Annotated in this window: 18 protein-coding genes; 9 read left to right on the top strand and 9 right to left on the bottom strand. The window is 37.0% G+C overall.

Annotated features, from left to right (window positions below):
- Positions 1-54: 54 nt before the first annotated feature.
- Positions 55-681, bottom strand: a complete 627-nt coding sequence (locus tag MHH87_RS18030; RefSeq protein WP_340751135.1) for an FMN-dependent NADH-azoreductase — start codon at positions 679-681, stop codon at positions 55-57.
- Positions 682-738: 57 nt separating this feature from the next.
- The gene (locus MHH87_RS18025) at positions 739-1,323 is read right to left on the bottom strand and encodes a DUF3238 domain-containing protein (protein ID WP_340751133.1); all 585 of its coding nucleotides are present in this window, start codon (positions 1,321-1,323) and stop codon (positions 739-741) included.
- A 148-nt stretch (positions 1,324-1,471) separates the two neighbouring features.
- Here MHH87_RS18025 and MHH87_RS18020 point away from each other — a divergent pair, with 148 nt between their 5' ends.
- From MHH87_RS18020 to MHH87_RS17990, 7 genes are all read left to right on the top strand, one after another.
- Entirely contained in the window at positions 1,472-1,945 is a 474-nt protein-coding gene (locus tag MHH87_RS18020; protein ID WP_340751131.1) for a MarR family winged helix-turn-helix transcriptional regulator, read from the top strand.
- Between the two features lie 451 nt (positions 1,946-2,396).
- Positions 2,397-2,582, top strand: a complete 186-nt coding sequence (locus tag MHH87_RS18015) for an antitoxin VbhA family protein (protein ID WP_340751129.1) — start codon at positions 2,397-2,399, stop codon at positions 2,580-2,582.
- 3 nt (positions 2,583-2,585) lie between these two features.
- Complete coding sequence (locus tag MHH87_RS18010) at positions 2,586-3,305, top strand: Fic/DOC family protein (RefSeq protein WP_340751126.1); 720 nt, start codon at positions 2,586-2,588, stop codon at positions 3,303-3,305.
- 576 nt (positions 3,306-3,881) lie between these two features.
- On the top strand, positions 3,882-4,325 hold the full coding sequence (locus MHH87_RS18005) for a hypothetical protein (protein WP_340751125.1): 444 nt from the start codon (positions 3,882-3,884) through the stop codon (positions 4,323-4,325).
- A gap of 348 nt (positions 4,326-4,673) precedes the next feature.
- A complete protein-coding gene (locus MHH87_RS18000) occupies positions 4,674-4,871 on the top strand; it encodes a hypothetical protein (RefSeq protein WP_340751123.1) in 198 nt (65 codons plus the stop codon).
- 493 nt (positions 4,872-5,364) lie between these two features.
- Positions 5,365-5,907: a GNAT family N-acetyltransferase gene (locus MHH87_RS17995; protein WP_340751120.1), complete on the top strand. Its 543-nt coding sequence runs from the start codon at positions 5,365-5,367 to the stop codon at positions 5,905-5,907.
- Between the two features lie 130 nt (positions 5,908-6,037).
- Entirely contained in the window at positions 6,038-6,391 is a 354-nt protein-coding gene (locus MHH87_RS17990) for an acylphosphatase (protein ID WP_340751118.1), read from the top strand.
- A 339-nt stretch (positions 6,392-6,730) separates the two neighbouring features.
- On the opposite strand, the gene MHH87_RS17985 is transcribed toward MHH87_RS17990, so the two are convergent.
- The 4 genes from MHH87_RS17985 to MHH87_RS17970 all read right to left on the bottom strand — a co-directional run bounded on the left by MHH87_RS17985 (position 6,731) and on the right by MHH87_RS17970 (position 10,865).
- Positions 6,731-7,435, bottom strand: a complete 705-nt coding sequence (locus MHH87_RS17985; RefSeq protein ID WP_340751116.1) for an ABC transporter ATP-binding protein — start codon at positions 7,433-7,435, stop codon at positions 6,731-6,733.
- A 1-nt stretch (position 7,436) separates the two neighbouring features.
- A complete protein-coding gene (locus MHH87_RS17980; RefSeq protein WP_340751113.1) occupies positions 7,437-9,068 on the bottom strand; it encodes an ABC transporter permease in 1,632 nt (543 codons plus the stop codon).
- Positions 9,069-9,138: 70 nt separating this feature from the next.
- Complete coding sequence (locus MHH87_RS17975) at positions 9,139-10,224, bottom strand: Fe(3+) ABC transporter substrate-binding protein (RefSeq protein WP_340751111.1); 1,086 nt, start codon at positions 10,222-10,224, stop codon at positions 9,139-9,141.
- A 506-nt stretch (positions 10,225-10,730) separates the two neighbouring features.
- Positions 10,731-10,865: a hypothetical protein gene (locus MHH87_RS17970; RefSeq protein ID WP_340751110.1), complete on the bottom strand. Its 135-nt coding sequence runs from the start codon at positions 10,863-10,865 to the stop codon at positions 10,731-10,733.
- Positions 10,866-11,330: 465 nt separating this feature from the next.
- Between MHH87_RS17970 and MHH87_RS17965 the strand changes: the two genes are divergently transcribed.
- Positions 11,331-11,843 carry a hypothetical protein gene (locus MHH87_RS17965; protein WP_340751108.1) on the top strand — a complete coding sequence of 171 codons (513 nt, stop codon included), beginning with the start codon at positions 11,331-11,333 and terminating at the stop codon, positions 11,841-11,843.
- A gap of 241 nt (positions 11,844-12,084) precedes the next feature.
- On the opposite strand, the gene MHH87_RS17960 is transcribed toward MHH87_RS17965, so the two are convergent.
- Positions 12,085-12,996 carry a DNA primase gene (locus MHH87_RS17960; RefSeq protein ID WP_340751106.1) on the bottom strand — a complete coding sequence of 304 codons (912 nt, stop codon included), beginning with the start codon at positions 12,994-12,996 and terminating at the stop codon, positions 12,085-12,087.
- A 708-nt stretch (positions 12,997-13,704) separates the two neighbouring features.
- Between MHH87_RS17960 and MHH87_RS17955 the strand changes: the two genes are divergently transcribed.
- Positions 13,705-15,438, top strand: a complete 1,734-nt coding sequence (locus tag MHH87_RS17955; protein ID WP_340751104.1) for an MFS transporter — start codon at positions 13,705-13,707, stop codon at positions 15,436-15,438.
- Positions 15,439-15,528: 90 nt separating this feature from the next.
- On the opposite strand, the gene MHH87_RS17950 is transcribed toward MHH87_RS17955, so the two are convergent.
- A complete protein-coding gene (locus tag MHH87_RS17950) occupies positions 15,529-15,849 on the bottom strand; it encodes a hypothetical protein (RefSeq protein ID WP_340751102.1) in 321 nt (106 codons plus the stop codon).
- A gap of 486 nt (positions 15,850-16,335) precedes the next feature.
- Positions 16,336-18,120, bottom strand: coding sequence for a sigma-54 interaction domain-containing protein (locus tag MHH87_RS17945; RefSeq protein ID WP_340751100.1), 1,785 nt, complete (start codon positions 18,118-18,120; stop codon positions 16,336-16,338).
- Positions 18,121-18,251: the final 131 nt, after the last annotated feature.

The raw sequence follows: 18,251 nt of genomic DNA, 5'->3' as shown, positions 1-18,251 counted from the left end.
AACGCTATAAAAGTGTTGGCACTGCTGTATTTAGGTGTGAAATGTTTTGTTAATTTAGAACGTACTTGCTACTTTAACAGCCTTTTCAAGCCCTGCCGAAATAATTTCTTCTGTTTTATCTGGGAATTGATTGTGACCTTCAATCACTATTTTCTCCATATCATTTACGCCGAAGAAACTCATCATACTTGCCACATATTTAACAGCCATTTCTACTTCAGCTTTTGGTCCTTCAGAATATACACCGCCACTTGCATTTAATAATGCAATTTTCTTATTTCCAATAAGACCTACTGGACCTTCTGGCGTATATTTAAATGTTTTACCTGCTCGGTTTAAATAATCAATATATGTGTGTAGTATCGCTGGGATTGTTAAATTCCATAATGGGAAACCAAACACAACTTTATCAGCAGCAAGGAACTGGTCTAAATATTTATCAGCAACTGCGACTGTTTTTGCTTCTTCTGCTGTTAAATCCAATCCTCTACTAGCCTTAAATGTCCCGTTAATCATATCTACTCCTACATAGGGCAATTCTTCATTGTATAAATCCAGTTCTACCACTGTATCATCTGGATGAGATTCTTTATAGCTTGCTAAAAAGGCCTCATATAATTTCACACTTACCGATTGTTCGGCGGGGCGATTGTTTGCTTTTACAAATAAAACTGTTGTCATTCTTTTTTCCTCCTGTTGCTAACTCTTATGTTGTGGTATTTTGATTTCTTATTGTCTTTACAATATTTTATTAAAACTATACTCCATATCTCCACCTAGAGCTTCAGGTGTATCACCAGTTTTTCTAAAGTCATGTGTATGAATTTCTTCAAACGGCCCAAAATTTACTTGCTTATAAATTTCATAACAAGGGAATCCGTCATGTGCACCGTGAATAGCGCCAGTACCATCTTTTTTGACATGTACAGTTAATAGATAATCAGCGGGAGGTGCATATACATTTAGTGGGTTGCTCGCACTCGCACTCATTTGAAACGTGACGTCATCCTCGCCCCATACAATATCCGTGCACAAAACACGTTCCGTACTAGCTTGTCCTGTTCTTTTAGTAACAGACCCATCTGGAGTTGTGATTCTTTCTGTTGTGATGCCCGTATTTGCATATGTGAAAATTTCTTTTTTATAAAAATCTACAACGACTTCTTGTTCAATTCTAGAACGCATAGCGTTGACAGCATAGGGTGTAAATTCACGTGAGTCACCTTCGAATTGAATCAGGTTTCCTGTTTGAGTATCTTTTTTTGGTTCAGTCCAAGCCATTGGAATAAATGCGCTTGCTCTTATTTTAACAATGTGATTCATATTGAAACCTCCAAATTGAACTTCGTTTTATCGAAGCTGCTTTTTTAAAATCACAAGAAATATAGTCAACTTGATTGACTACTTTACGCATAGTACAATAGATTTATCATATAGTCAACTAAGTTGACTATATACGACGGAGGTAAATATGAATAATAAAGTAGATAATGAGTTGGATCTTACAACACTTTTGTCTTTATCTTTTAGTACATCGATTAATGAACTACATGACAGATTGAGTAAATTGGGATTTGAGGATATTCGACCTGTACATGGTTTTATGTTTAAATGCATCACGCCCCATGGAGCAACAGGAATCGAACTAGCCGAATATTTAGGAATTACAAAGCAAGCTGTGAGTAATATGGTGGATTATCTTGAGAAAAGTGGTTATGTCATGCGCAAAGCCCATCCCACTGATAAGAGAGGGAAAATTATTGTTTTGACCGAACGTGGATGGTTAGTAGTAAAAGCAAAAGAGAAGATACTAACTGAGATTGAGGCACGTTGGGTGGAATACATTGGCACCGAACGCATGCAAATGTTAAAAGAAGATTTATCAACATTTGTTTATAAAGAAAATGAAGGTAAATTATCAGTTAGATTAAGACCTGTCTGGTAAAAATAGCATCTTGGACGAACCTAATTTTATAAGATACCATAAAACATCTCTAATTGGCGTACGTTGAAAATACGTACATAAAAATCGAAGGTGTTTTTGCATGGGCAAAACAAATGATGCAGCGGATATTAAAAGGGCAGTAGTAAAGGCGAAAATTACAGGTGAGTTAACAAATGAACAAATCACGATGAAATATGGGATTAAAAATAGATCATAAATTAATTCATGGATGAGATGGTATAGAAACAATGAACTCTATCGATTTGACCAATTGATTGGGGCTTTCGTGGCTCGCTAAGGGTCTAACTTTTGCATAGACAGCGAACTTTGAATGTGAGAACGAATCACCGGGGGAAGGATTTCATCATGTATGTCTATGAAGAGACCTCACTATCTCCTGATACGCAAAAGCTGATATAATAGATATATCAATAAACGAGGGGTGTTATATATGAAAGAAAACTCACGTCTAGAACGTCAAAAGCAAGTACAATTTGCAGTGGGTATGGCTGCCATTGACGGTGGAAAACCGAGTGCATTTACACAAAACCTCTTAAAGCAATATGAAAACGGCCAAGTTTCATCCAGCCAATTAAAACAAGCGATTGTTGAAAAATATACAAGGGCTTCACAGTAACTTATGGACCCATATACTTATGCTAATACAGACATCTTAATCAACAAATTAAATATTCGCAATGAACAACAATTAATTGACGTTGAAGCACAGCTGTTGATCGCGGGAATTGTAGATATTTCTTCTATCACCCATGAGATTGATTTTCAAAAATATGAAAGCCTACAATTGATTCATCACTTTCTTTTTCATGAGCTATATTCATGGGCAGGGGAATTCCGCACAGTCAATATTTCTAAAAGTGAACGTGTTTTAAATGGATTATCTGTTGTGTATAGCGGTAAAGATCAAATTATTTCTGATTTAAAAACTGTTTTCAGTTGGTCTAGATCCAGACAATGGAACTATTCTAATCCTCGTCTGGTAGAGGATTTTTCAACATTTATGATTAAACTTTGGCGGGTTCATCCGTACCGAGAAGGAAATACACGAGCAGTTTCCATTTTCATGAAGCTTTTTGCTGAAGCAAGTAGTCTAGATTTTAACGCTCAATTGCTCTCACAACACGCAGGATATTTACGAAACGCCTTAGTCCTTGCCGCAGTAGAAGAAACTCCAGAACCACAATATTTATTGAATATGATGAAAGATGCATTAGATGTAGTTGATTTCAATAAATTCAAACCAAACGATGAAGCGTCCAGTAGTTATCAAGTAATTGGGCAATACGATGTTTCAAAATATGAAGAAAAGCCATTTAAAACGGATTTCAATACAGATTAAGTAGGTTCTGATTATTTTAATATACTACAAAAGATGGTGACTCAATGATAAGTCACCATCTTTTGTCGTTTTTACACTCCGAAAAAGTAGAGTAAAAAAAAATTTTGTGTAAATGAATAAGGCGACAAAAAAAGAAGACCTTTTCTTGGTAGAATTAAGTCACCACAACCAATTCTAAAAAAGTGGTCTTCCCTATGATGCAGTTTACAACAGAAATCGTCGAGGCTCTAATAAAAAACAAGATAATACAGAATTTTTTCGTACGCGATTAGGATGACAGTTTCTTAATATGATCAACGCAGGAGCAAACTGTGTCAAAAGAAATTGCGCACGGAAAGACCGCTCGAAATTGCATGTTTTTACAAAGTCATCAGCCGAAAAATTGTATTCTTCTTTAGGTTTTTGTCGGAATGAAGAACATATGATTGTGTTTTATAGAGAAAATTTTTGACTATCGGGATGCGAGTGTTCAATTAGAGCAGGCACTACTTGTACTAACGGCGCAGGCTAGTTCAATCAATAACTGACGTGGTTTAAGCCCTTTTACACTGTCATATATTTATAGTGAAAAAGGGAGTGTATAGAATAAAAACGGGTAAAATCACTTTAATCGGAACCATTGTCATTTCGTGTGTTGTTACCTTTCTATTGATCAATAACTCCGCAACAAAAGAAGCAACATTTGAAGGCCCCCATTCATTAAGTCCTGAAATACAAGCGGAAAACGAAAGGAAATTAAAAGAAGTAGAGGAAATTCAAACGCTACTTTATCAAGAGCATGGCTTTTTTGAACAAGTAAACAAGAAATTAGAAGAAAAAGGCTATACATTTCATATGTTGCTTGCAATTTATTCAAAAGAGGACATTCGGGTGAAATATATCTTAGAAAATAAGGAAGTAACTGAATCCGTACAAGAAGAGGTAACATCAATTTTCTATGAATCCGTTGAAAAGACCAATCTGGATTCCAATGCATTTAATCTCATAGTCAGTGGTAGCAATGATGGACCAGATTGGTAGTGAAGTTCTTATTTCACGAAGGGAGCGCGTTGATCCACCAAGGATTAACGCTATTTTAGTTGAAATTCTTAAACTAAAGGGGCAGAATACTTGAAGAGGCTTTTTATGGAAAATGATAGTTGAGTGAGGTCGTTTATCTTCATATCACTGTTTTTTCAAATGGTTGGTATTTAGTTTATAACAATGGTCTTTAGGAATTAAGACATGGAACTGACAGAAAACATATTTGTTGGTTTTTTGATGGATAAGGAAATATAACTTTCCCATCCACTCGCACGATCTTGGACGAGTGGTGTCCTTCTAAATAGGAAGACACGACACTCATCTTTTTTGAGAGGAGGAAACGAAATGATGATTGTTAGTTTTCTAGTAATCGGTTGGATATTAAGTTGGTTTAAGTTTAACAATTTGTTCATTCAGGCATTTAAAGAGCTGTTTAATAAGGAAATCACGATTGCGAGTTATTATTTTATTTTCTTTTGTGTGGGTATAATTGGCGACTTGTTTTTAAGTATTAGAGGAGCATACGATGTTTGGATTAGATAAATGGATATTTAGAGACGGTAGTACGTTCGATAGGATTGTTTCTCAAATTTAATGTAACATCTTCAACTATCGAGGGCGATAGCAAAACAAGAGCCGACTCTTCTTTTGCTAAATCAGTAGAAAATTGAAGATCGATTTTAAGGGGAAATTGAGTTGTGGAGAGGTAAATTGAAGATGAAAAAAGAAAAAAAGAAAAGTAAGGACGGCTTTTTTAAAGATCTACTAATTGAAATTGGAGATTGCATCTTAGTTGAATTGATTTGGAATATTTTGATATTTATACCGAAAATGATAATTCGGTTATTCAAGAATTTATTTTAACTTATAGTGATGTGGGAAGTTTTTATTTTGCTAACGAGAACGATTGTTTCATAGAGCAGTCGCTTCTTAACTTACCGACACAGGTTAATACAATACGGAGATCAATTTTTAAAGGATTTTCACCACTTTCATAGAATCAATAATTAGTGAATTGAAAAGAGGTGGAGATTAAATGTTTCCAGTGTTAGAGACCGAAAGACTAAAGCTAAGGGAAATCACAAAAGACGATGCACAATGTATTTTTGCTTGTTTTTCGAACAACAATGTAACTCGATTCTATGGAGAAGAAACAATACTGAATTTAAAACAGGCAGAGAAATTCGTTGATTTCTTTTCAAAAAACTTCAATGAAAAAAGAGGCATCAGGTGGGGAATTGAAATAAAAGGGATCAAAGGAATGATTGGATCAATTGGATTTAACGCTTGGTCTCCGAAACATAAACGGGCAGAAATAGGTTATGAAATTTATCCAGACCATTGGAGGAAAGGCTATACCTTAGAAGCGCTATCAAAAGTACTTTCATATGGATTTGTTGCAATGGATTTAACTCGTATAGGTGCTGTCGTTTTTATAGAAAATGAAGCATCTAATAATTTACTAACTAAAATTGGTTTTCAAAAAGAGGGAGTTTTACGAGACTATATGTATCAAAATGGGTTCGCTCACGATACAAACATCTACTCATTATTAAAAAATAACATTTTGATTTATTGATTCAACTAACTGGGGTTATGATTACTTTTTCGGCAGCCGAATCGTTCCATTAGGGCAGTTTAATTGAAGAGTATATTTACGAGTTAATAATCTGAATACTTAATAGTCAAATAAGGGAGTAAGCTAAAGAATGAGTATGGTCACGAAATTATTGGATGGGTATGTTATTTGGCATGCCAATCGTATGAAGATCCCGCCATTTCCGCCAAGTTCGATAATCCGAAAAAAAGTCACTTTTTCTGGAAAAGTCCAAAAAGTAGGATTTCGCTTGGAAGTATTTTGTATTGCGGAAAGACTGAAATTAACGGGTTGGGTGAAAAATTTAGAAGATGGAAGTGTGGAAGCAGAATTACAAGGGGAAGAATCGAAAATTTACTTTTTGGTTAACTGCATGCAGTCATTGAAACGGGCATCTGTAAAGAAAATGACGACGATGGATGTGCCGATTAGTGAGGATGAGAAAAGCTTTACAATAGCGAGCTAAAGTATATAGAGTGTGATCAGCAACTGTTCTTCAACAAAGGATGGGCTTTTTTTAAAGATTCGACTCCCACAATAAGCACTCATTAACCATTAAAACCCGCAGTTTGATCAATCTTTTTTCAACGTACGGCATTGGCTGCGGGTCTATTTGGCATGGAAATTCAAGGGGTCACAACGATATTTACTGTTAGTCTGACACGAAGAAAGAAATAAGGCACTTCCTGTTCAATTTTGAACAGGAAGTGCCTTATTTTTTTACGGAAAGAGATTTGTCAGGTTGAAAATGCAAGTTTTTCAGTGCCAGCGAATTTTTACAGGCGTTTTTTGAACAGCCACCAAACTAGGAGAAGACGATCTTTGTCTCGGCCTTTAAAATATCGCATGGATTTCCCATTTGCTCGATTCTTCCGCGGTTTAATTTCACGATAAAATCAGCGATCGCGTGGGCATCGTCTTCATCGTGCGTAACAAAAATCGATGTAATGTTTGCTCGCTTTAAAATATCACGTAATTCTTTTCGGATTTTTACTTGAAGCTCGGTATCTAAGTTACTAAAAGGCTCGTCTAATAAGAGTAAACGAGGGTTTGGTGCAAGTGCTCTTGCGATGGCAATACGTTGCTGCTGACCGCCACTTAACTGATGAGGGTATCTGTGTTCATAGTCCTCCATTTCCACCAGCTCGAGCACTTCTTTCAATCGTTTACGGCAATCTTCTTTAGCTAAATGGGATATACCGAATAAAATATTCTTACCGACAGTCATATGTGGGAACAATGCATAATCTTGAAACACCATCCCAATCCCACGTTTTTCTGGTTGAATAAAAGTTTTACTGTCAAAAATCACTTCATTATTTATGCAAAATGAGCCGTTACTTGCATACTCTAGCCCTGCTAATATACGCAAAATCGTACTTTTCCCGCTTCCGCTTCGGCCTAGGATTGAGATGACCTCGCCCTTTTTAATTGTTAGCGTAAATGATTGGATGGTATCTTCCTTTGCTGAAGGATATGAAAAGCATAAATTTTCAATAGATAAGTACATGTTAGCTTGGCTCCTTTTCCAGTAGCTTATTAAAAATAAAAATCGCAATAGCACTAATCACAATAATAAATAAGGATGCTTGAGAGGCTTCCATGATTTTTTCATCACTTGCATATTGAAAGGCTTTCGTCGCAAGTGTATCAAAATTAAACGGTCGCAAAATGAGTGTTAATGGAATTTCCTTCATAATATCAATAAACACTAAAATGAAGCCGCTAATAATCGCACCTTTCATCATCGGAACATCTACCTTAAAAAAGGTTTTTGTAATGCCAGAACCTAAAAGCCTGGAAGCATCCCGGAAATTCGTCCCAATTTTTTCGTAGCCTGCCTCAATGGAGTTAAAGCCAATTGCAAAGAAACGTACTAAATAAGCCGTAATCAGCATCACGAGGCTGACACTCAGTACAAGGGTGGAATCCAGCCCTAACTTTACATAAAGCGGTGTTAACCACTCGTCTAGCTGAATAAAGGCTGTGACAATCGCAACCGCGATAACAGCCCCAGGAATCGAATAGCCTAAAATCGATAGGCGAGTCAATACTTTTGTGATACGCCCTTGGAAAAGGCGATTAAAGTTACCGACAATTAATGCGAATACGATAATGATTGTTGCACTAATCGCTGCAACGATGGTCGAATTTTTCACATAAATAAAGAAGTCCTGGAATGGGATATGACCAAATGTTAAAATAAACCAATCAATGAGCTGAATGACTGGGATTAAAAAACTCAAACTGAAAATAATCGTACAATAGAATGTTGCGAAACCTGCCTTACCACCGCGTAGTGTCACGAGCTTTAACGGTCTAATCTTAGTAGAAGCATAGCTAAACTGCTTTCGCCCACGTAGCACCTTCTCGAGAATTAAGATGATAATGACAAATCCCATAAGTGAGGCAGCTAGCTTTAAAGAGGAATCAATATCCCCTAACGCAAACCACGTTTGGAAAATGGCGGTACTAAAGGTTTGAATACCGAAATATTTTACTACCCCATAGTCATTTAATACCTCTAAAATAACTAAGCTCGCTCCGCCCACAATTGCCGCTCGGGATATCGGGACTACGACTTGAAAGAAAATTTTGAAGGGTCCTTTTCCAAGCATCCGTGCACTTTCGATTAATGTTGCCGATTGCTGCGATAAAAATACCCGCACAATCGTATAAACATAGGGAAACAAAACCATCGTATAAATAAAAATAGCACCAGGCATGTTCATAATATCGAAATAAGCCGCATTGACTTTCACATCTAGCTTGTTTCGTAAGGTTGTTTGAACAACACCTGTATAATTCAATATGCCGTGATACGTATAGGCTGCGATAAATGGTGGAATCGATAAGGGTAAAATAAGCGCCCATTTATAAAAGCTACGCAAAGGAAAATCATACTGAGCGATGAGCCACGCAAGACTTGTACCTAATACAATCGTTAAAATACCTGTAAAAAATACTAGAAGAAATGATGCACGAATAAAGTCAGCTAAAATATATTCTTTAATATGTGCCCAATTTTCGTTTTCAGGCGTAAAGAGCCCCTCAATAATGGTAATATTGGGACCGACAAGAAATAGGATGATACATAGTGCCAAAAATGACCATGTATTCATTTTGCTAAAGAACTTTCGCATATTGATTTACCCCTCTATATATAGCAAGAAAGCCCTTGCTGCATCACGCAACAAGGGTTTTATCTTTTTATTATTTCCAGCCTACCTCATTGAAGATCATAACTGCTTTTGAGTTGTGATCACCTAAAGTAGAAAGTGGAATATCTTGCTCTTTAAATTCGCCCCATGACTTCAGTAGCTCTGAAGATGCTGCTTCTGGATTTACTGGGTATTCAAAGTTTGTCTCTGCAAAAACAGTTTGTGCTGCAGGAGCAGATAAATACTCTAATAATTTTACTGCATTCTCTTTATTTTTTGAAGTGTTAATTACACCAGCACCACTAATATTTACGTGTGTACCTGTTGTGTCTTGGTTAGGGAAAAATACGCCTAAGCTCTCTGCGACTTTTACTTCTTCTGCGTCAGTAGAGTTTAACATTTGTCCATAATAATATGTGTTCATAATGGCAACGTCACCAATACCAGCTGTAATCGCTTTTGCTTGGTCACGATCCCCGCCCTCTGGATCACGCGCGAAGTTTGCTACAAGACCGCTTGCCCACTCTTTCGCCTTTTCTTCGCCATTAATTTCGATAAATGAAGCAAGTAATGACTGGTTGTAGACATTTTCAGCCCCGCGAATAAGTACACGGTTCTTCCATTGTGCTTCTGTTAACGCTTCGTAAGTAGAAAGCTCTTCTGGTTTTACTGTTTCTTTATTGTAAACGATAACACGTGCGCGCTTTGTTAAACCGTACCACATTTGATCCGTATCTTGGAATTTTTCTGGTACTTGCTTGCTAAGTGTGTCACTTGAAACAGCTTGTAAAAGTCCGTCTTCTTTTGCACGGAACAGGCGGGCTACGTCAGCTGTTAAAAATAGATCTGCCTTTGTTGCATCACCTTCACGCTTAATGCGCTCTAGTAACTCATCTGGCTCACCTTTAATGACATTTACTTTAATACCTGTTTCTTTTTCAAATTCTTTATATAATGCATCATCAACATCATAATGACGGCTTGTATATAAATTTACTTCCTTCGATTCTTCCTTTGATACTTCTTTAGAGCTGTCTGTTTTTTCTTCTGAATCTTTTTGGGTTTTAGAGCTACTATCACCGCATGCTGCTAATAATAACAGAGTACTCAATACTAAAAATGCAAATAATTTTTTCACGATATACTTCTCCTGTCCAAATGGTTTATTGAAAATGATTCTCAAATGCAATTATAAAGCTATGAGCAAAAAAGTCAAGATAGTTATTAAAATTTTTAATAATTTGGGGGCGCTTACATCAATAGATATACTCGGTTCTGTTAAAAAATGGATCATTATCTTTTTACAGGAAATAAAAATGCAGGATTTGTATCCCTCTTTTACCTAATTTTTTTCCGGAGTAGCAGTAGAAACTTATAAATATCAATCGCTTACCTCGCTAAATTGCTGCTAAAACTTCCTATTCGAAACGAAATTAAAAAGCCCTGCAAACAGTTGAATGTTGCAGGGGCAGTGGTTACTTGAATGAAATGTAGAGTTCACCATGCTTTTTGATATTGGCAGAAATATCAAGTTGCTTTGTCACGTGGATTTGAAAAGAATAGAAAAGTTTGGCGAAGAATAGAAACTTTTTTCGGTTTTACAGGCGGTTTAATGCGGTTTGTTTGATTGTGATGTTGTGTTTGTTAATTCCCTCGAATACGCTCATTTTCCGCATGCATCTCAGCGAGTTTATCATTGTACTTCTCATTTTGAGCCTGTAACGTCGCTTGATCCGCTCGTTCTCCTTCTACCAGGGCCTTCTCACGTTTAACATTCATACTGTCCTGCATGATTTCACGTTCACGCCTCTAATTCAGCTGGGCGTGTTCTAAAGCCCTTTCAATTTCGAGGTTCATTCGCTTGCTGCTGAGAAGGAAGCGGTTTGCAATATACTAAATACACAAATTTCTACCTCGCAAAAGTAGAAATTTCCACTTTTGCGAGGTAGAAAAAGGATGGAATCTTACGTCACCAACTGTTCTTAATGCAGTAGGCCATATGAAAAGCAGCGTGACGTAATAGCAACTCAGCGAAATGGACTTGTTCGCTGAGCTGCGGTGTTGGTCAGTTCGTCGAGTGTTTGTCGACAATCTGCCAGGAATTACGTGATGCTGCTTGTTTTGTGATGGCGCTGTTGGAATCCTCTTGCTATTCATAGATTATTATTGAAAGTGTTGAAGTAGATTAAGGGAATAAAAAAGACCTTTAACTAGTATCATATTTTAATAAAAGGAGTGATGTGCATGAGAAAGATTTTTAGTATTTTACTAGTCAGTTTAGTGGTGTTTTTCATATTTAGTGCCCCATCTACCGTAGTAGCAAATGCCTCTAAAAAAGAAACACTTTCTACAAAAATCCACGCTACAAAATCATTTGAGTCATTGGAGAAAGTATTAACAACGGCAAAATGGCAGGTAGACAGTGATGTTGAAGACAAAGAAGGGCGTTTTCTTGCTTATAAAGATCGGAGCTCTTCTGTATTAGCGGTCAGATCTCAGAAGATGGGTGGTTATTTTATTGATATCATAGCTATTAATCCCAAAGATAAAGACATTTTAGAGACCTCTAGAAAACTATTAAATCTTATGGGTGTTACTATTAATACAAAACAGTTTACAACTATCGTAAACAGCGCAAGGAAAGCTAACGCTGTTCAAATAGTCGACATTGGAAAACATAAATTTTATGTAGCTTACTCAGTAAAAGAAGGATATTTACAATTTCAAGAAGCAGAGGGAGAAAACCATTTTAAATGACTACACATTCTTAAAACAGCGTAGGTTGCCTTTCACTCTAAACCAACCCTTTTATAGTGATAAAATGCGAAGCCCCTACAAATCAACATCTGTGGGGGCCGTTGTTTGTCGTATTCTTGTCTAGTGTATATCAGCTGCTGTATTGTTTTAGAATTCTATCTCTTTTTCGAAATCCTGCTAATAATATGAATGTTTACCTAGATTCCATAGAAAAAATGCTTCCTGTTGAGAAGGAAGCATTTTACGATTCATGATAATCAGAGAGGGCTTTTTCAAGACGTTCATTTAGGTGGGTCTGCACGTAATCTAATATGAAACGCTCCTGTTCCATTGCGAGTTGCGAAGAACGGAAAAGTTTTGCAAAGAAGGGCGTACTGTTGTTTTCAGTATACGTACGCAGCGCTTCATCACGTAAGGTTGCGACGACTTCATTTTCGATGTGTCGTCTTCTAATGAGAATGGCGATATCTTGTTTATTATCTTGATTTAGTTCCTCGAGCTGCTTCTTAAGTGCAGCATTCTCCGATTTTAATTGTTGGGTATCTTCTGTAATCTCTGCAAGAATTTCTGAAGTTTCGGAAGGCACCGCTTGAATTTGTTGTGTGAGAAACTCCTGGTTTAATGAAACGATCATCTGCTGGCTTTCGGTCTCCTGCTCAATGTGAAAAAGACCGGTGTTCATCATTTGAGTAATGATATGGCTCAGCATAGTGACTCTTTGTGCGAGATCATCAGGGGGGGCCAGTTCAGTTGTGACTACGGTCTTTTGTCTAACCATATGGCCATGGTCACTAATGTTCAAAAGGCGTTTCAACCCTTTTACACGGTATTCATCCTTTAGCAACAGAATCATCCGAAGTTTTAAAACAGCTTTAAAATCCAAACGAATGACCGTGGATGTCGTTGGACTGTCTTCAGCCTCTTCAAATAAATAGGACTCGAAAGGTTTAATATAGTAACGCAACTGTGCATCGGTGACATCAAACCATCCCGCCACTTCAGGTGTGGAATAGTACTTCTTTTCAACCAGTTCAAGTAAATAAGGCTCGGACCAAAAATTTTGCTCAGCTGTTGTTTCCTGAATGACTTGAAATAAGGGATCCTTCGCAAGTACCTCTTGTATACGCTCCTCTATTGAAATCGTTAGTTCCATACCCTACCCACTCCTATTCTGCGCAAATTTTTTCCATTCTTTTCTATTCTATTCTTTTCTACGCTACTCTTTTCTATTCTATGGCGTGTCTAAATTTACTTCTCTATTTTTCTCTATTCTTTTGTGGGTGGTTTTATGCTAGTTTTCTTGAAAAAGAGGAGAAAAAAAGCAACTCTTAGGCGAATTGAGATTGGATTGCACGTAAATCCCGATGGAAATGACGTTTGAGAACCCATAGGAAAAATTGTTTATTCTATGGGACTGTTTCAATTAATAGCGCTCAGGCTAACACCTATTCACTTTCATGACACCGAATTGTAAGCTCTAGTTTTTGATTTCTACATGGACCATTCGCATTTGGTGTTGAGTTTAGCTCCGAAGCTAACTCCACCATTGACGTTGTGTGGAAATAAATGTATTATAATAAATGAACATGTGCTCATATAAAGGTTTTCTGGTGCAGTGATACTAATTATTCGTCACAAGCATTCACATGGTGCATTTAAAAAAATTGTACTCATTTCATTATTAATTCGTACCAATTATGTGGTGTGGAAGAGATGGGAGGGTGTATGACCAACAGTTTGGCCCCTCTTTCATCAAATTTATAGAGGAGGGTGCTGACCATATGACGGATGAAATAAAAACTAACAACATGTGATAAAAGTTTATGAGCTTTAAATTTTAATACAAAAGAGAGGGATTGAAATGAATAATACTACTATTTCTGAATATGGGGGATTGAAACAAGTATTTGCCGTAAGCTTGGGGCTTTTTTTGGTTTTTTTAGATAGTACAGTTGTTAATATTGCTCTACCAACTATAATGAATGATTTTAAGATAGACCTTAATGTAGCTTCTTGGATAATTAATTCCTTCGTTCTTACATTAGCCATTCTTTTAATAACAGTTGGAAAGTTAGCAGATATTTTCGGGAGAATCAGGCTGTTTTTAGTCGGTGTCCTAATTTTTGCGATAAGTTCCTTTTTATGCGGGGTAGCTCCTTCAGTAGAGGTTTTAATTGCTTCGCGTGTTTTGCAAGGGATCGCTGGAGCAATGATTATACCGACCAGTATGATGCTTGTTAGGACGGCTGTACCACAAGAAAAAACAGGTTTAGCAATGGGGATTTGGGGAGCAATTGGAGCGCTTGCAGTTGCTATTGGCCCAAGTATAGGCGGAGTAGTGACCGAATATATTGATTGGCGTTGGATTTTCTATATTAATGTTCCGATAATAATTGTTTCTTTTCCATTCCTTCTATGGGTATTTAAAGGGCGTAAGGATGTTAAAGCACCGCTTAAGTTGGATATTTGGGGCGTTTTGTTTATAAGCGTGGCTTTATACTTTTTTACCTATGCTATTTTACAAGGAGAAAAGCTAGGGTGGAATTCTACGATCATTTATGGTTATTTCTGTATAAGTTTAATAGCGGGACTATTATTTTTCATTATTGAATCGCAAGTGAAATTCCCTTTGGTAGATTTTTCGATATTTAAGAATAAAGAATATTTAGGCGGAGTAATTTCTAATTTTTTCGGTGGTTTGATAATGATGGGGATATTAATTCTTTTACCGATCTACTTCACTCAAGTAAAAGGATATAGTACATTACAAGCTTCTTTTCTCATCACACCATTATCTGCTGTTATGCTTGTCGTAGCACCTATTATCGGGCGAGTAATGGACAAAATTGGCTATCAAATTCCCATGTTTTTTGGTTATTTATTTACAATCGCAAGCTTTATTCCATTGTTAAAGTTAAGTGCGAATACGGAAATTTCGACTTTAATTCTCATCATGTCTTTATTAGGAACGGGACTCGGTATCCTGATGGTCACAAGTGTAACCGTTTGTACGGCAACGGTATCCGATGAGCATATGTCGCTAGGATCGGGAATTTTTGCTACAGCTAGAAATATGGGAGGCGCTCTAGGTGTATCGATTTTTGTCTCAATAACAATGAGTTTTTTAAATCAATTTTCAGTTGAAATTGTAGACGATGGAATATCACAATTCGAAAAAGCAAGCCTTCCCACTGAAGTGAGAGCAGCAGCCATTGAAAAATTAGAAGTCAGAAGAGAATCATTTTTTGAAGGCGGTGGAGAACTAGAACGATTTGAAATTTCTAAAGAGATCTATGAACGAGTCACTCTACTACAGAAACAAGAGGTACTGAAACAATTGCCTCCAGGAGCGTCCATTACCCCTGCTATAGAAGAACAAATTAGGTTAAAAATAAATACTGAGATGACTGCATTCGAAAATGAAATTAATGATATTCAAAATGATCTACGTAAGGATGCAAATTTTTATGTAGTAAAAGCGATGAGTAAAGCTTTCTTTAGTGGATTAATTCTAGCTTGCTTATTTAGTTTATCCTTACTACTTTTAAGGAAACGGGAAACAAATGCCAATCATACATCAGTTGTATCTGAATAGCTAAGTTCCATCATATAAAAATAGTAATGACTGTCCTGGCATCATCCCCGACAACTCGATTTCAATGTTAACTGGTTATCTTAAACATCTTTATATTAATAGAGATAAACCAGTTAACATTATAACTAATACGCATAATTCCCCGCTGCCAGTTGATGTCGTTGGACTGTCTTCAGCCTCTTCAAATACATAGGATTCGAAGGGTTTAATGTAGTAACGCAACTGTGCATCGGTGACATCAAACCAACCCGCCACTTCAGGTGTGGAATAGTACTCCTTTTCAACCAGGTCGAGTAAATACGGCTCGGACCCAAAATTTTGCTCAGCTGTTGTTTCCTGAATGACTTGAAATAAGGGATCCTTCGCAAGTCCCTCTTGTATACGCTCCTCTATTGATATCGTCTGTTCCATACCCTCCAACGCCTATTCTGCGCAAATTTTTTCCATTCTTTTCTATTCTATTCTTTTCTACGCTACTCTTTTCTATTCTATGGCACGTCTAAATTTACTTCTCTATTTTTCTCTATTTTTTTGTGGGTGGTTTTATGCTAGTTTTCTTGAAAAAGAGGAGAAAAAAAGCAACTTTCTAATAGGGTTGCTTTTTTTGCTACTTAAAATACGTCTGAGAGCTCATTTTATTTTAATTGGTGCTTATAGTAATAAAGGTTTACCAGTTACCGTTATAACTAATAGTATAAAATTACAATTTAATATAAGTTTTTGATAACGGCAGGGGGATTTTTCAATACGTTTAATCGGCTGAACACTTATCAAAGTCTGTAATCTCTTGTTTGTAGGGGGCTCGCTTGTGTGGGCCCAGGGATCTTTCGCTATGTTTAATGAATAGCTAGGTATATTGTCTACTTCTTGTACTCCTTAAAAATGATTTCTTTTATATTATAAGATTAAATTTAACTTTCGACTTAGTCGGTGCAATTCACTATTAATATATGCTTTGCTGTAGTCATAGCCAATAATGGCAATGACGATACCTTCTTGGTTATAGAGAGGGGCGAAGCATGTTTTCCATTCCCCATATTGATCGGTATAAATTGGCGTAATACCAACCGAGCCGTTCAGCGCTTGTTCGATCACATCCATTATTTCCGGAGGCCCTGTATATTCTGCTCCTAATTCAATAACGAAATCTGCACAGGCGGAAATATTGATAATCTTGTTTTCCTTATTTTTATAGAAAATAAATACCCAATGAATGACGCCTTCTTGTTGCTGGATAGCTGTTAATTGGCGCAAGAGCTCCGCATGAGCATCTAGATTAGACAGGTTCTCAATCGCTTTCCCCACAGTCTCGATTGAAATCGTAATGGCTGATACAACGGCAACTGAGCGTAGTCGATTATTGAGCTGCTCTTCTAGCACGGCACGCTTGGCTAACGTGCTATTTGGTTGTTCGAGTGGTGTGCGAATTTTCTTGAGCTTACGACTCATGGTTGGCTGGCTAATACCGAGCGCACTAGAGGCAAGCTTAACGGACCCATATTTTTTCATCGCCAATAAGATAAGTTCCTCCTCGACTAAATCTACTGCATCTTGAAGACGATAAATCGTCGTGAACATCGGACGTATTGGCTCAGTCTCTTTTTCTTGAAGTAGCATTTCTAAATGTGCGCTAGTAACAATAGGTGTTTCAGATAAGACGACAAACCGTTCAATGACATTTTCGAGTTCACGTACGTTGCCTGGCCACTCATGTATGCATAGATAGTCAATGGCATCCGGTGATAAAGTTACATTTTGTCCATGTTTCACATTGTACTTTTCAGTAAAAAAATGTGCGAGCGCTGGAATTTCCTCAATCCGTTCACGCAACGGTGGAATTTGAATGGGCACTATATTAAGCCTGTAGTACAAGTCCTCTCTAAATTTTCCGTCAGCAACGAGTTTTTCTAAATTTTGATTCGTTGCAGCAATAATTTGAATGTCGAGTGGATACGTTTCACTGCTTCCAATCGGTGTAACACTGCGTTCTTGTAAGACGCGTAATAACTTCACTTGCATATTTAATGGAAGTTCTCCAATTTCGTCTAAAAATAAAATGCCTCCATTTGCTTGGCGGAAACACCCCTCATATCCGCCTTTTTTCGCCCCTGTAAAGGCACCTGATTCATAGCCAAATAATTCAGTTTCAATTAAATTTTCAGGTATTGCACCACAGTTTATTGCAACGAAGGGCTTATTTTTGCGCAGTCCCGATGTATGAATTGTTCGTGCCGCCATTTCTTTTCCGACACCGGATTCACCCAGCAGCAGGACGGTTACATTTGTTTGACTCGTTTTCAATAGGCGATTGGCGATTTGCTGCATGGCAGGACTCGTGGCGATGATTGGTAACGGTGTGTCTTTTGAAGCCATAGATGTGCTATTAAACGGCTTATCTAGAATCGTATATGCAAATAAATAAAGGTCTTGTTCCTTAAATACCGTTGTTAAAACGTGATTTCCGTTCCAAGTCTTTTGCTTGAAAACCTGCTTATTCGACGTGTTCACATGTTCAAATATACTTTCTATAAACAGTTGTTCCTCCAAATCTCGCATAGAGTGAGGGAATGTAATATTTGTGAAAATGGGTTTTTCCCCAAGGATGCACTCATGAATGTTGCCACTATAATCTGAAATAATTAAAAAATTATGGGTTTTTATTAACGCTGATCTCCAAATCATTTATAAATATCCCCCTTTTGTTAGAATATTTCAAAAATGAATAATTTTTGCATTATTGAATAATTATAGTTGAAATAGAGATTTAAGTCATAGAAAAACCTATTTTTTAATGGCTCTACACCAAAATATGT

Origin of the sequence: Solibacillus sp. FSL H8-0538, from assembly GCF_038003525.1 — a bacterium.
GTDB lineage: Bacteria > Bacillota > Bacilli > Bacillales_A > Planococcaceae > JBBOPI01.
This window is presented reverse-complemented; position numbering and strand designations above follow the sequence as displayed.

What these genes read in the sequence shown, in the direction of transcription:
- MHH87_RS18030 (WP_340751135.1), bottom strand. Translation starts at nt 681, where the DNA reads ATGACAACAGTTTTATTTGTAAAAGCAAACAATCGCCCCGCCGAACAA.
- MHH87_RS18025 (WP_340751133.1), bottom strand. Translation starts at nt 1,323, where the DNA reads ATGAATCACATTGTTAAAATAAGAGCAAGCGCATTTATTCCAATGGCT.
- MHH87_RS18020 (WP_340751131.1), top strand. Translation starts at nt 1,472, where the DNA reads ATGAATAATAAAGTAGATAATGAGTTGGATCTTACAACACTTTTGTCT.
- MHH87_RS18015 (WP_340751129.1), top strand. Translation starts at nt 2,397, where the DNA reads ATGAAAGAAAACTCACGTCTAGAACGTCAAAAGCAAGTACAATTTGCA.
- MHH87_RS18010 (WP_340751126.1), top strand. Translation starts at nt 2,586, where the DNA reads ATGGACCCATATACTTATGCTAATACAGACATCTTAATCAACAAATTA.
- MHH87_RS18000 (WP_340751123.1), top strand. Translation starts at nt 4,674, where the DNA reads ATGATGATTGTTAGTTTTCTAGTAATCGGTTGGATATTAAGTTGGTTT.
- MHH87_RS17995 (WP_340751120.1), top strand. Translation starts at nt 5,365, where the DNA reads ATGTTTCCAGTGTTAGAGACCGAAAGACTAAAGCTAAGGGAAATCACA.
- MHH87_RS17990 (WP_340751118.1), top strand. Translation starts at nt 6,038, where the DNA reads ATGAGTATGGTCACGAAATTATTGGATGGGTATGTTATTTGGCATGCC.
- MHH87_RS17985 (WP_340751116.1), bottom strand. Translation starts at nt 7,435, where the DNA reads ATGTACTTATCTATTGAAAATTTATGCTTTTCATATCCTTCAGCAAAG.
- MHH87_RS17980 (WP_340751113.1), bottom strand. Translation starts at nt 9,068, where the DNA reads ATGCGAAAGTTCTTTAGCAAAATGAATACATGGTCATTTTTGGCACTA.
- MHH87_RS17970 (WP_340751110.1), bottom strand. Translation starts at nt 10,865, where the DNA reads ATGAATGTTAAACGTGAGAAGGCCCTGGTAGAAGGAGAACGAGCGGAT.
- MHH87_RS17965 (WP_340751108.1), top strand. Translation starts at nt 11,331, where the DNA reads ATGAGAAAGATTTTTAGTATTTTACTAGTCAGTTTAGTGGTGTTTTTC.
- MHH87_RS17960 (WP_340751106.1), bottom strand. Translation starts at nt 12,996, where the DNA reads ATGGAACTAACGATTTCAATAGAGGAGCGTATACAAGAGGTACTTGCG.
- MHH87_RS17955 (WP_340751104.1), top strand. Translation starts at nt 13,705, where the DNA reads ATGAATAATACTACTATTTCTGAATATGGGGGATTGAAACAAGTATTT.
- MHH87_RS17950 (WP_340751102.1), bottom strand. Translation starts at nt 15,849, where the DNA reads ATGGAACAGACGATATCAATAGAGGAGCGTATACAAGAGGGACTTGCG.
- MHH87_RS17945 (WP_340751100.1), bottom strand. Translation starts at nt 18,120, where the DNA reads ATGATTTGGAGATCAGCGTTAATAAAAACCCATAATTTTTTAATTATT.